Origin of the sequence: Cupriavidus sp. H18C1 (genome assembly GCF_049311595.1) — a bacterium.
Classification (GTDB): Bacteria; Pseudomonadota; Gammaproteobacteria; order Burkholderiales; family Burkholderiaceae; genus Cupriavidus; species Cupriavidus cauae.
Window position 1 is genome coordinate 3,283,885 of the sequence record NZ_CP186008.1, and the last position, 13,039, is coordinate 3,296,923.

Here is a 13,039-nt window from a genome sequence, read left to right on the forward strand (position 1 = left end):
TGACGGGAGGGCGTAGTCGGCCCTCTCCCCAAGCCCCTCTCCCGCATGCGAGGGAGGGGCGCAACCCGGAACACTCCCTACCATGGCGACCACGTCCGATCTTCCCGCCGTACGCGCACCCGGCCGCACCGGTGACATCCTGTTCGGTGGCCTGACCCGCGGCGCCGCCATCGTCACGCTGATGCTGCTGGGCGGCATCATCGTCTCGCTCGCCATCAGTGCCTGGCCCTCGATCCAGGCCTTCGGCCTCAAATTCCTGTGGACCGCGCAGTGGGATCCCCCCGCCGACGTCTACGGCGCGCTGGTGCCGATCTACGGCACGGTGGTGACCTCGCTGATCGCGCTGATCATCGCGGTGCCGGTCAGCTTCGGCATCGCGCTGTTCCTGACCGAACTGTCGCCGCCGTGGCTGCGCCGCCCGCTGGGCACGGCGATCGAGCTGCTGGCCGCGGTGCCGTCGATCGTCTACGGCATGTGGGGCCTGCTGGTGTTCGCGCCGCTGTTCGGCGAATACTTCCAGAAGCCGCTGGCCGCCACGGTCGGCCAGCTGCCGCTGATCGGCCCGCTGTTCCAGGGCGCGCCGCTGGGCATCGGCCTGCTGTGCGCGGGCGTGATCCTGGCCATCATGATCATTCCGTACATCGCCTCGGTGATGCGCGACGTGTTCGAGGTCACCCCGGTGCTGCTCAAGGAATCCGCCTACGGCGTGGGCTGCACCACCTGGGAGGTGATGTGGAACGTCGTGCTGCCCTATACCCGCGCCGGCGTGATCGGCGGCGTGATGCTGGGCCTGGGCCGCGCGCTGGGCGAGACCATGGCGGTCACCTTCGTGATCGGCAACACCAACCTGCTGGACAACGCCTCGCTGTTCTCGCCGGGCAACAGCATCACGTCCGCGCTGGCGAACGAGTTCGCCGAGGCCGGTCCCGGCCTGCATACCGCCGCGCTGATGGAGCTCGGCCTGATCCTGTTCTTCATCACCTTCGTGGTGCTGGCGCTGTCCAAACTGCTGCTGCTGCGCCTGTCGCGCAATGAGGGCAAGAAATGAATTCGACCAGCCAAGCGACCATGTCGACGTCGTCGATTCCGGCTGTCCACGCCGATGCCAACGAGGTGCGCGAGCGCCTGCAGGCGCGGCGCAAGCGCATGAATGTCTACGCGCTGGCGGCCTCGCTGGCGGCGATGACCTTCGGCCTGTTCTGGCTCGCGTGGATCCTGTGGACCACGATCTCGCTGGGCATCGGCGGCCTGTCGATCGATCTGTTCACGCAGATGACGCCGGCCCCGAACACCGCCGGCGGCGGCTTGGCCAACGCCATCTTCGGCAGCTTCGTGATGGTCGGCCTGGCCACCGTGCTGGGCACGCCGCTGGGCATCCTGGCCGGCATCTATCTGGCCGAGTACGGCCAGAAGTCGGCGCTGGCCAGCTTCATTCGCTTCATCAACGACATCCTGCTGTCGGCGCCGTCGATCGTGATCGGCCTGTTCGTCTACGCGCTGGTGGTGGCCCGGATGGGGCATTTCTCGGCCTGGGCCGGCATCTGCTCGCTGGCGCTGCTGCAGATCCCGATCGTCGTGCGCACCACCGAGAACATGCTGAACCTGGTGCCCAACGCACTGCGCGAGGCCGCCTTCGCGCTCGGCACGCCGAAATGGAAGATGGTGCTGTCGATCACGGTCAAGGCCTCGTACGCGGGCATCATCACCGGCGTGCTGCTGGCGGTGGCCCGGATCGCCGGCGAAACAGCGCCGCTGCTGTTCACCGCGCTGTCGAACCAGTTCTGGAGCACGGACCTGAACAAGCCGATGGCCAACCTGCCGGTGACGATCTTCCGCTTCGCGATGAGCCCGTTCACCGAATGGCAGCAGCTGGCCTGGGCCGGCGTGTTCCTGATCACGATCGGCGTCCTGGCGCTGAACATCCTGGCGCGCGTGCTGTTCAAGAAGAGCCAGTGAGCACGACCAGCTCCATCAGCCCAGCGCTCGGACAGCAAAGCAAACCGCAAGCAGCACGCGAAACCACGAATCTACCTGCGAGACCCAGCATGACTTCGACCGTCATCGACATCCCCGACAGCGTCCGCGCCAAGATCGACGTGCGCAACCTGAACTTCTACTACGGACAGTTCCACGCGCTGAAGAACATCAACATGTCGATCCCGGACCGCAAGGTCACGGCCTTCATCGGCCCGTCGGGCTGTGGCAAATCGACCCTGCTGCGCACGCTGAACAAGATGTACGCGCTCTATCCGGAGCAGCGCGCCGAGGGCGAGATCAACATGGACGGCGAGAACCTGCTGACCAGCCGCAAGGACATCGCGCTGCTGCGCGCCAAGGTCGGCATGGTGTTCCAAAAGCCGACGCCGTTCCCGATGTCGATCTACGACAATATCGCCTTCGGCGTGCGGCTGTTCGAGAAGCTGTCGCGCTCGGAGATGGACGACCGCGTCGAGTGGGCGCTGTCGAAGGCCGCGCTGTGGAACGAGGCCAAGGACAAGCTGCACCAGTCGGGCTACAGCCTGTCCGGCGGCCAGCAGCAGCGGCTGTGCATCGCGCGCGGCATCGCGATCCGCCCCGAGGTGCTGCTGCTCGACGAGCCGTGCTCGGCGCTGGACCCGATCTCCACCGGCCGCATCGAGGAACTGATCGCCGAGCTCAAGGACGAGTACACGGTGGTGATCGTGACCCATAATATGCAGCAGGCCGCGCGTTGCTCGGACTTCACCGCCTATATGTACCTGGGCGAGCTGATCGAGTTCGGCGAGACGGAGAAGATCTTCATCAAGCCGCACCGCAAGGAAACCGAGGACTACATTACCGGCCGTTTCGGCTGAGCACCAAGGCAGCCCGTCCAAGCAACGCCCGCCGTGCCGCGCGACGCGCCAGCATCCGCGGCCAGGAGAACATGATGACCGACAAGCACCTGTCGACCCAATTCGACGCCGACCTCAACGCGATCAATACCAAGCTGCTGCAGATGGGCGGCCTGGTCGAGGCGCAGATCGATACCGCGATGAAGGCGCTGGCCGACTTCGACGCCACGCTGGCCGAGCAGGTCATCGAGCGCGAGAACCAGATCAACGCGCTGGAAATCGAGATCGACGCCGACTGCGGCAATATCATCGCGCGCCGCCAGCCGACCGCGCGCGACCTGCGCCTGGTGATGGCCATCTCGAAAACCATCACCAACCTGGAGCGCGCCGGCGACGAGGCCGAGAAGATCGCCAAGCGCACCAAGCACATCATGGAAGAAACCGGCGCGCAGGGCATCAACTACGCCGAGGTCAAGCTGGCCGGCGATCTGGCGATCGCGCTGCTGCGCAAGTCGCTCGATGCCTTCGCCCGCCTCGACACGGTCGCGGCCGCGCGCATCGTCAAGGAAGACAAGGCGATCGACGACGAATTCCGTGCCTTCGTGCGCAAGCTGATCACCTACATGATGGAAGACCCGCGCACGATCTCGGTCGCGCTGGACTTCCTGTTCATCGCCAAGGCCGTCGAGCGCATCGGCGACCATGCCAAGAACATCGCCGAGTTCATCATCTATATCGTCAAGGGCACCGACGTTCGCCATACCTCGCGCGAGGACATGGAGAAGGAAGCCCTGAGCTGATCCGGCGGCTTGACCGTCGAACGACGCCGCAATGCCTGCCCGTTGTTCGGCTGCCCGGTCTGCACCTGGCCGTTGCCAAGCGCTTGCCGTACATCGCCCACTGTGCTTCGTTCGCTGTATATCGCTATTTCGCTGTTCCATCTGCCAATACCTGAACCTGCCAGAGAGCGGAGAACTCATTCATGCCTAGCAGTATTCTGGTCGTCGAAGACGAACCGGCCATCGCCGAACTGATCGCCGTCAACCTGCAGCACGCCGGGCACTATCCGATCCGTGCCTACAACGCCGAGCAGGCGCTGTCGCTGATGAGCGATGTATTGCCCGACCTGGTCCTGCTCGACTGGATGCTGCCGGGCAAGTCGGGCGCGGTGTTCGCCAAGGAGCTGCGCAACAACGAACGCACCAAGCAGATCCCGATCATCATGCTGACCGCGCGCAGCGAGGAGCAGGACAAGGTCATGGGGCTGGAGGCCGGCGCCGACGACTACGTGACCAAGCCGTTCTCGCCGAAGGAACTGCTGGCGCGCATCAAGGCGGTGCTGCGCCGGCGCGCGCCGCAGCTGACCGACGACGTGGTGGCGATCAACGGCCTGCGGCTGGATCCCGCCACGCATCGCGTCACCGGCGAAGACGAATCCGGCCCGATCAAGCTCGAGCTTGGCCCGACCGAATTCCGCCTGCTGCATTTCCTGATGACCCACCCGGAGCGCGTGCACAGCCGCTCGCAGCTGCTCGACCAGGTCTGGGGCGACCACGTCTTCGTCGAGGAGCGCACCGTTGACGTGCACATCAAGCGCCTGCGCGCGGCGCTCGCCCCCGGTGGCTACAGCGCGATGATCGAGACGGTACGCGGAAGCGGCTACCGCCTGGCCCGCTCGCCGGGGCAGTGAGCGGCCGGCCTCGCCTCGTTTGCCGTGCGGTTGGCGGCCGGGGCGAGGCGGCGCCGCTGTCGCCGCGCGGTTGCCTCGCTGTAGCGTCGCCGTTGCCTCGCCGTTGCATTTTTCGTGGCACACTGCGGCCCATCCCGCCTGCCGCGGCCGGACCTGATCTTCACCGACGCGGTTCCCCGCCAGGCTGCCATCGCACGATCTCATGAATGTCATCTGGGCCCGATCCGCGGCCGTCCTGATCCTGCTGGCCATCGCCGCCGCGCTGCTGGCCGTCTTCGTCGGCGTGACCGCCGCGCTGGCGCTGACCACCGGCGCGTTGCTGGCGCTGCTGCTGTTCTACCTGTATCAGATCAACCGGCTGTGGAAGGTGCTAGACGCACCGGCCTACGGCGAGATTCCGAGCGCGGTCGGGCTGTGGGGCGAGGTCTATTACCGGCTGCACCGGCTGGTCAAACGCTGGCGCATGCAGGTGCTGCAGGTCGAGCAGCAGCACACCCGCTTCATCCAGGCCATCCAGGCCTCGCCCAACGGCGTGCTGATGCTGGACGACGCCGACCAGATCGAGTGGTGCAACGCCGTGGCCGAGCTGCATTTCGGCCTCAGCGCACGGCGCGACGCGCGCCAGCGCATCACGCACCTGATCCGGCGGCCGGAGTTCGTGCAGTACCTGATGTTGCAACGTTTCGACGAACCCTTGCAGATGCGCGACATGGGCGAACACAAGCAGAGCGTGCTGGCGGTGCAGGTGCTGCCCTATGGCGACAATCGCAAGCTGGTGCTGACGCAGGACATCACCAAGCTCGAGAACACCGAGTCGATGCGGCGCGATTTCGTCGCCAACGTCTCGCATGAACTGAAGACGCCGCTGACGGTGCTGACGGGCTTTCTCGAGACCGTGCGCGACCTGCCGGTCTCGGACGAGGATCGCCGGCGCTATGTCGACATGATGATGACGCAGGCCATGCGCATGCAGCATATCGTCGAGGACCTGCTGGCGCTGGCCAAGCTCGAGAGCGATATGCAGCCGCCCAGCCAGGATCCCGTCGACATCGGCGCGCTGGTCCACCACCTGGTGCACGACGCGCAGGGGCTGTCGCAGGGCCGGCACGAGATCACCGCCGACATCGACGGGGCGGTCGGCATCCGCGGCAATGAAACGGAGCTGCTGTCGGCGCTGGGCAATCTGGTGTCGAACGCGGTGCGCTACACGCCCGACGGCGGCCGCATCGGCATCGGCCTGTGCTATCGCGACGGCCATGCGGTGTTCTCGGTCAGCGATACGGGCCTGGGCATCGCCGCCGAACACATTCCGCGGCTGACCGAGCGCTTCTATCGCGTCGACCGCAGCCGCTCGCGCGATACCGGCGGCACCGGCCTGGGCCTGGCGATCGTCAAGCACGTGCTGTCGCGCCACCATGCCGAGCTGCGCATCAGCAGCGAGGTGGGGAAGGGCAGCGTGTTCCGCGTGGTGTTTCCGGTCGACCGCAGCATCCATCAGCCGGGCGCGCGGCACGCGGCGTAGAGGCGGATCGCCGGGCGATTCGCGCACGAGGTACCGCCTTTCTTCTTCACGCCTTCCCTTCTGCAGGAAAGGCGGTGCCGCACTCAGGCGAACATCCCCAGCAACTCCATCTGGCTGACCCGCCGTTCCTTCCCCTTGCCCGTCTGCTGGACATAGCTGCCGTCGGGCTGCATGACCCAGGCCGAGCCGTTGTCGCGCAGATGGACCAGCAGCCCTTCCTGGATCACGCGCGTCTTCAACGTCTTGTCGAGGATCGGGAAGGCGACCTCGACGCGGCGGAACAGGTTGCGGTCCATCCAGTCGGCGCTCGACAGATACAGCAGCTCGGTGCCGCCGGCCAGGAAGTAGTTGACGCGATGGTGCTCGAGAAAGCGGCCAACGATGGATCGCACCGTGATGTTCTCGGACAGCCCCGGCACGCCCGGCCGCAGCGCGCAGACGCCGCGCACGATCAGGTCGATCTGCACGCCGGCGCGCGAGGCCTTGTACAGCTCCTCGATCACCGACGGCTCCAGCAGCGCATTCATCTTGGCGATGATGCGCGCCGGCTTGCCGGCCCGCGCGTTGCGCGCCTCGGCCCGGATATGCTCGACCAGATTGCTCTGCATCGTGAACGGCGACTGCCACAGATGCTTGAGCTTGATCGAGCCGGCGGTGCCGGTCAGCAGCTGGAACACGTGATGCACGTCCTCGCACACCTCCTCGTTGGCGGTCAGCAGACCGAAGTCGGTGTACAGCCTCGCGGTGCGCGGATGATAGTTGCCGGTGCCCAGATGCACGTAGCGGCGCAGCTTGGTCTGCTTGCTCTTCGGGCCGGCGGGCTCGCGCCGCACGATCAGCAGCATCTTGGCGTGGCACTTGTGGCCGACCACGCCGTAGATCACGTGCGCGCCGGCCGACTCCAGGCGCTCGGCCCAGTTGATATTGGTTTCCTCGTCGAAGCGCGCCAGCAGCTCCAGCACCACGGTCACGTCCTTGCCGTTGCGCACCGCGGTCATCAGCGCTTCCATCACCAGCGAATCGTTGCCGGTGCGGTAGACGGTCTGCTTGATCGCCACCACGTCAGGATCGTTGGCCGCCAGCTGCAGCAGGTCCAGCACCGAGCTGAAGCTCTCGTACGGATGGTGCAGCAGCACGTCGCGCTGGCGGATCACGTCGAACATCGGCGTGCCGCCGCTGAACGCCTTCACCGCGGCCGGTACATGCGGCGGATATTTGAGGGCGGGGCGGTCGACCATATCGGGGATCGACATCAGCCGCACCAGATTGACCGGGCCGCTGACGCGATACAGGTCCTGCTCGCCGAGCGCGAACTCGGTCAGCAGCCGCCGCGTCAGCGCCGGCGGCGTTTCGGCCGCGACCTCCAGCCGCACCGCGTCGCCGTAGTGGCGCGTCGGCAGTTCGCCCTGCAGTGCCTCGCGCAGATCGGTGATCTCGTCTTCGGAGACGAACAGGTCCGAATTGCGCGTGACGCGGAACTGATAGCAGCCGTCGACCTCGATCGCCGGGAACAGCTCGTGCACGAAGCCCTGCATGAACGAGGACAGCAGCACGAAGCCGTACGGATAGCCCGACAGCGACTGCGGCATCCGCACCACGCGCGGCAGCGCGCGCGGGGCCTGCACGATCGCCAGGTCGGCCTCGCGGCCGAACGCGTCCTTGCCGGACAGCTCGACGACGAAGTTCAGGCTCTTGTTGGAAACACGCGGGAAGGGATGGGCCGGATCGAGCGCGATCGGCGTCAGCACCGGGCCGATCTCGCGCACGAAGAAGTCGCGCGCCCAGTCGCGCTGCGCGTCGTTCCACACCGTGGTCATATGGAAGAACACGCCCTCGCGCTCCAGCAGGGGGAAGATCACGTCCTGCAGCATGGCATACTGCGCTGCAACGAGGCGCTGTGTCCGCTCGGTGATCGACTGGTAGGTCTGCTGGAACGACAGGCCGTCCGGGGTCAGGCCGGACGGGTTGTCGCGCATCTGCTCCTTGAGCCCGGCCATCCGGATCTCGAAGAACTCGTCGAGATTGCTCGACACGATGCAGATGAACTTGAGGCGCTCGAGCAGCGGCACCGCCGGGTCCGCTGCCTGGGCCAACACACGGGAGTTGAATTCCAGGATGCCGAGTTCGCGATTGAGCAGCGTACCGGGCGGGGTCGTCGACATGGGCATGACCTTCTTTGGGCGATGCGGCGACTTTTCCATAGAATCGTGTCAACTTGATGACAACGTGATTTTGTCATGACACCGACACGGCCAGGACATATTCTTCCTGCCTCGCGCGGCCGGCGATGAACGGAATGCCGCCGGTCCGTGTTTCCAGACTGCTATGACGATGAACAATACTCCACGCCTGCTCGCCGCCGTCGATATGGGCTCCAACAGCTTCCGGCTGATGATCGGCCGGGTGGACGAGACCCAGACCGCGACCGGTCCGGTCAGCCAGATCTTCCAGGTCGATGCGCTGCGCGAGCCGGTGCGCCTGGCCGCGGGCCTGACCGCCGACAAGTACCTGGACCAGCCGGCGCGGCGCCGCGGGGTGGAGGCGCTGCGGCGCTTCGGCGACCGCCTGCGCGAATTCTCGCCGGACCAGGTGCGCGCCGTCGCCACCAATACGCTGCGCGTGGCCAAGAACGCGTCCGAGTTCCTGATCGAGGCGGAGAACGCGCTGGGCTTTCCGATCGAGGTGATCGCCGGCCGCGAGGAGGCCCGGCTGATCTATCTGGGCGCGTCGCACGATGCGCCTGCCTGCGCCGGCAATCGGCTGGTGGTCGATATCGGCGGGGGCTCGACCGAATTCATCATCGGCCATGGGTACTCGGCCAAGCTGATGGAGTCGCTCTATATCGGCTGCGTCTCGCACAGCCGGCAGTTCTTTCCCAGCGGCAATGTCGACGAATACGCGATGAAGCAGGCCGAGCTGGCCGCGCGCCGCGAAATCCAGGTGCTGGTGCGCCAGTACCGCAGCGCGGGCTGGCAGCAGGCGGTGGGGTCGTCGGGCACGGCGCGCGCGCTGGCCGAGCTGATCGAGCTGAACGGCATGAACGACAACGCGCAGGAGCATGGCATCACGCGCGAAGGGCTGGAGCGGCTCAAGCGCGCGCTGATCAAGGCGGAGAACACCAATCGGGTGCGGCTGGTCGGGTTGAAGCCCGACCGCATCCCGGTGCTGCCCGGCGGGCTGTCGATCATGCTGGGCGTGTTTGCCGAACTCGATATCGACCGCATGGACGTGACCGACGGCGCGCTGCGGCTCGGCGTGCTGTACGACCTGCTCGGCCGCAGCCATCACGAGGACATGCGCACCGTCACGGTCGATCAGTTCATGCGCCGCTACGGCGTCGACCGTGCCCAGGCCGCGCGCGTGCGCCAGGCCGCGCAACGGCTGCTGGCGCAGTTTCCCGATCCGGCCAACGAACGGCGCGAGGACAATCTGGCGCTGCTGGGCTGGGCCGCCAGCCTGCATGAGATCGGCATGTCGATCGCGCACAGCAGCTACCACAAGCATTCGGCCTATATCGCCACGCATGCGGACATGCCGGGCTTTTCCAAGACCGACCAGGCGCGGCTCGCCACGCTGCTGCTCGGCCATGCCGGCAAGCTCGGCAAGCTGTCGGGGCGCGGCCGCTTTCTCGACTGGCGCATGCTGTTCAGCCTGCGGCTGGCCTTCGTGCTGTGCCGGCGGCGGGCCGACGTCGAACTGCCCGAGATCAGGGTCAGCCAGCGCGCCGACGCGTTGGAAGAGGGCTTCGAGGTGCGGCTGCCGAAGGCGTGGGTCGAGGCCAATCCGCTGGTCGAATACAGCCTCGGCAAGGAAGCCGACGAATGGGAGCGGATCGGGATCCGCTACAAGGTGGTGTACGTCTGAAGGGCGGAAAAACCGCCACCGGCAGACGCGTAGAGATTGCGCCGGCGTTCTACGTCTTCCGCTTGCGGGAGAGGGCTCCGGACAGTGCCCTGTTTGCCCCCCGCTTGCGGGGAGGCGGCGAGAGGAGACAGCGCGCGGCTGGCGCGCTGCCTCAAGCCCTCAACCTCTTAGCGCTGCAGCCCGAGGAAGTGCCGCGCGTAACGCGGATTCATATCCCCCCACGCGCAGCAGCGTCAGGAAGTCCGCCACGTTGAAGTCCGGATCCCAGGCCGGCATGCCGCAGATGCGTGCGCCCAGGCGCAGATAGCCCTTGATCAGCGCCGGCGGCTCGACTTCCAGATCCTGGTTCAGCTCGTGCACCGGCAGCGGCAGCCGGGGAAACGCGTGGTATTCGATCGGCGCCAGATAGTCGCGCGCGAACACGCGGCTCAGGCTCGCGGCGATATGGCCGCCGTCGTTGATCGGCACGCTCGCGCAGCCGAGCATCGACTCGATGCCCCAGCGCTGCAGGTACTCGCCCAGCCCGCCCCACAGCGCCATGATCACGCTGCCGGTGCGGTAGTCGCGGTGCACGCACGAGCGGCCCAGTTCGACCATCTTCGGCTTCAGGTGGGCCAGCCGGACCAGGTCGAATTCCGATTCGGCGTACAGGCAGCCGATGCGCTTGGCCTGGTGCGGCGGCAGCACGCGGTAGGTGCCCACGACCTTCAGCGTGGCGAGGTCGCGCACGATCAGGTGGTCGCAGTAGGCATCGAACATGTCGATGTCGAGCTCGGGCGACGAGGTCGACAGGCGCGCGCCCATCTCCTCGGCAAATACCTTGTAGCGCAGGCGCTGCGCCTCGACTACTTCGTCCTGGTGGCGCGCCCACGCCACGCTGAGAGCAGGCGCTGCATCTTGCTGCGCAACGGATTGGCGATGAAGACGCCTCCGGCCCGGATGGCCCGCCAGGCCATTGGGCAAGGAATCGAAGAGCGGCTGGGTAGGCGTCGGGAGGTCTCGCATCAGATGTCCTTTCGATGACAACATGGCTGCGAAACAATGTAGAGGGGGCCGGTGACAGAGCCGTGAACCGGCGATGACGGTTGCGTGACCGCGGTGCCGTGGCGGATGAGGGCGTGGCGGCACGAATATGTCGCGACAGAAGACGTCGCGGCATGAGGGCGTCGCGACATGAAGACGTGGCGACGATCACCGCGCCACGCAGCACCGCCGGACGAAGGTCACAGGAACTCGGGATTGATCACCGCGCGCAGCACGACCTGGTCCTCGTGCTCGCGCGTGCGGGCCGTCAGCCACCAGATGCCGCTCTTGCGGATGCTCCAGCTGATCTCCGTACCCGCCAAAAGCAAGGCCGCCAGCCGGCCGATCCAGGGCTGATGACCGACCACGACCGTGGTACCGGCCGCATGCGGCCAGTCGATCGCGGCCAGCACGTCGGTGACATCGCTGTCCGGCGCCAGCGCGGGCAGCACCAGCGCGTCGGTGCGCAGCGCCGCGGCGGTTTCGCGGCTGCGCTGCGCGGGGCTGCACAACAGGCGCGCATCGGGCGGCAGATGCGCCCGCAGCCAGGCGGCCGAGGCTTCGGCCTGCTTGCGGCCGCGGCGGGTCAGGGCACGTTGCAGGTCCGCGGCGCGGCCCATGCCGGCAACATCGGGGAGCGCTTCCGCTTCGGCGTGGCGCCACAGGATCAGGTTCATTGCTGGAGATCGGCACGGCGCGAATGCCGTGCGGTGGTCTTTCGTGTTGGCACTCCGGAGACCGGTAGCGGCTCCGTCTGGATCGATTCGACCGGTGTGTCGGTCTTGCGTTCGGCGCGGCGTCAGGCCCGTGCTGCCGGCGCCGTCTTCCGTCCGGCGCGTGGCCGGCGTGCCGATGCCGCGGCCAGTATGGCGCAGCGGCATGGCCGGGGCAATGCGCCGCCTTGCCGGTGACAGAATCGTGTCACCGGGCGACGCGGGAGTATCGGCGGCGTCGATGACAACGCGATGACGGTCGCGCGACGGTCACGATCCCGCGCGGCAACGGGGGCGGGCGGTAGGGGGAGCGGACTGCAACGGGGCTAGCGGCAAACCGACGAGCCGAAAACGACGAGCCGTAGGCGACCAGCCGGAAACGGCGAGCGGCAAGCGAAGAGCCGAAAAGCGACAGGCCGCAACGCCCCAAGTCGACAAGCGACGAGCGCAGGCGGGCCAGCGAGGGCCGGGTCGGACTTCAGGGGAGGGCGGCGCGGTCGATGCCAGTACACCGCCACATCAAAGGGGTGCCGTGAGCATCTTCCCGCCAAACGCGCGAACGCCACCATCGCGGTCATTCGCATCGGATGACCGCGTGCAAGCTGCGCTGGGGTGGGAGGCACGACGCCGCCAGGCGACGCGCAGGGTCGCGTCGTCGCAGCGACGCCGAACAGGAGCGAAACCGTTGGACCGGGCGGTCCGGTATCAGCTCTTGTGACGGAAATTGATACGACCCTTGGTCAGGTCGTAGGGCGACATTTCCAGCGTCACGCGGTCGCCGGCCAGAATACGGATCCGGTGCTTCTGCATCTTGCCCGATGCGTAGGCCCAGATTTCCACGCCGTTTTCCAGCAGCACGCGATAGCGGTTGTCGGGCAGCGCTTCCGAAACGACGCCGCCGAATTCAATGAGTTCTTCCTTAGCCAAGCTTCCTTCCTTTGTGGCTCCATGATGGGCAGCCGGACGGCCGCCTTTGCGGATGCGCGATTATAGCACGAACGCACCTGCAGCATTTTGGGTTCCCGGCGCCGGCCTTTAGTTCCCGTACGCGGGTTGGAGGGGGGCGAAACGTGGTGTCGGCGCGGCAGGCTTTGTGAATCGGCGGCGATCAAAGCAGAGGGGAAATCGGCGCGGAATGGTCTCCGCCCGCGAGTGCCTTTGCCGGCACCAAAGAGTGTGGCCCGCCCTGCACGATTCGAACGTGCGACCGCTCGCTTAGAAGGCGAGTGCTCTATCCAACTGAGCTAAGGGCGGTCGGAAGAGAAAAAGGGTTAGCCGGCCGTGGCCTGCTAACCCTTGTCGTTCTGGTCGGGGCGACATGATTCGAACATGCGACCCTCTGATCCCAAATCAGATGCGCTACCAGGCTGCGCTACGCCCCGAAGCCGCGCATTGTATCCGTCGGCACTGCGGC

10 protein-coding genes, 2 tRNA genes and 1 pseudogene are annotated in these 13,039 nt (G+C 66.5%); 7 read left to right on the forward strand and 6 right to left on the reverse strand.

The annotated features are described in order from the left end of the window. Window positions 1-82: 82 nt before the first annotated feature. From pstC to phoR, 6 genes are all read left to right on the forward strand, one after another. Complete coding sequence (gene pstC, locus OJJOAM_RS15105; RefSeq protein WP_422648424.1) at window positions 83-1,048, forward strand: phosphate ABC transporter permease PstC; 966 nt, start codon at window positions 83-85, stop codon at window positions 1,046-1,048. Continuing rightward, complete coding sequence (gene pstA / locus OJJOAM_RS15110; protein ID WP_149319838.1) at window positions 1,045-1,956, forward strand: phosphate ABC transporter permease PstA; 912 nt, start codon at window positions 1,045-1,047, stop codon at window positions 1,954-1,956. Before pstC ends, pstA begins: the two co-directional genes overlap by 4 nt. A gap of 89 nt (window positions 1,957-2,045) precedes the next feature. After that, on the forward strand, window positions 2,046-2,834 hold the full coding sequence (pstB, locus tag OJJOAM_RS15115) for a phosphate ABC transporter ATP-binding protein PstB (RefSeq protein ID WP_006576607.1): 789 nt from the start codon (window positions 2,046-2,048) through the stop codon (window positions 2,832-2,834). Window positions 2,835-2,908: 74 nt separating this feature from the next. Continuing rightward, window positions 2,909-3,613, forward strand: a complete 705-nt coding sequence (gene phoU, locus OJJOAM_RS15120; protein ID WP_006576606.1) for a phosphate signaling complex protein PhoU — start codon at window positions 2,909-2,911, stop codon at window positions 3,611-3,613. A gap of 182 nt (window positions 3,614-3,795) precedes the next feature. Next, a complete protein-coding gene (gene phoB, locus OJJOAM_RS15125; protein WP_149319839.1) occupies window positions 3,796-4,503 on the forward strand; it encodes a phosphate regulon transcriptional regulator PhoB in 708 nt (235 codons plus the stop codon). Window positions 4,504-4,705: 202 nt separating this feature from the next. Continuing rightward, window positions 4,706-6,025 (forward strand): phosphate regulon sensor histidine kinase PhoR, encoded by a 1,320-nt coding sequence (gene phoR, locus OJJOAM_RS15130; protein WP_422648425.1) that lies wholly within the window; start codon window positions 4,706-4,708, stop codon window positions 6,023-6,025. An 83-nt stretch (window positions 6,026-6,108) separates the two neighbouring features. Here the strand turns inward: phoR and ppk1 are convergent, their stop codons facing one another. After that, a complete protein-coding gene (ppk1, locus tag OJJOAM_RS15135) occupies window positions 6,109-8,187 on the reverse strand; it encodes a polyphosphate kinase 1 (RefSeq protein ID WP_422648426.1) in 2,079 nt (692 codons plus the stop codon). 169 nt (window positions 8,188-8,356) lie between these two features. Here ppk1 and ppx point away from each other — a divergent pair, with 169 nt between their 5' ends. Next, window positions 8,357-9,889 (forward strand): exopolyphosphatase, encoded by a 1,533-nt coding sequence (ppx, locus tag OJJOAM_RS15140; RefSeq protein ID WP_422648427.1) that lies wholly within the window; start codon window positions 8,357-8,359, stop codon window positions 9,887-9,889. 167 nt (window positions 9,890-10,056) lie between these two features. Here ppx and OJJOAM_RS15145 read toward each other — a convergent pair. The 5 genes and pseudogenes from OJJOAM_RS15145 to OJJOAM_RS15165 form a co-directional block, all read right to left on the reverse strand. Continuing rightward, window positions 10,057-10,894: pseudogene (locus OJJOAM_RS15145) on the reverse strand (GNAT family N-acetyltransferase). A 218-nt stretch (window positions 10,895-11,112) separates the two neighbouring features. Continuing rightward, the gene (locus OJJOAM_RS15150; RefSeq protein ID WP_422648428.1) at window positions 11,113-11,589 is read right to left on the reverse strand and encodes a SixA phosphatase family protein; all 477 of its coding nucleotides are present in this window, start codon (window positions 11,587-11,589) and stop codon (window positions 11,113-11,115) included. Window positions 11,590-12,330: 741 nt separating this feature from the next. Further along, window positions 12,331-12,552, reverse strand: a complete 222-nt coding sequence (infA, locus tag OJJOAM_RS15155) for a translation initiation factor IF-1 (RefSeq protein ID WP_006578938.1) — start codon at window positions 12,550-12,552, stop codon at window positions 12,331-12,333. A gap of 250 nt (window positions 12,553-12,802) precedes the next feature. Next, window positions 12,803-12,879, reverse strand: a tRNA-Arg gene (locus tag OJJOAM_RS15160). Window positions 12,880-12,930: 51 nt separating this feature from the next. Beyond that, window positions 12,931-13,007, reverse strand: a tRNA-Pro gene (locus OJJOAM_RS15165). Between the last annotated feature and the right edge of the window lie 32 nt (window positions 13,008-13,039).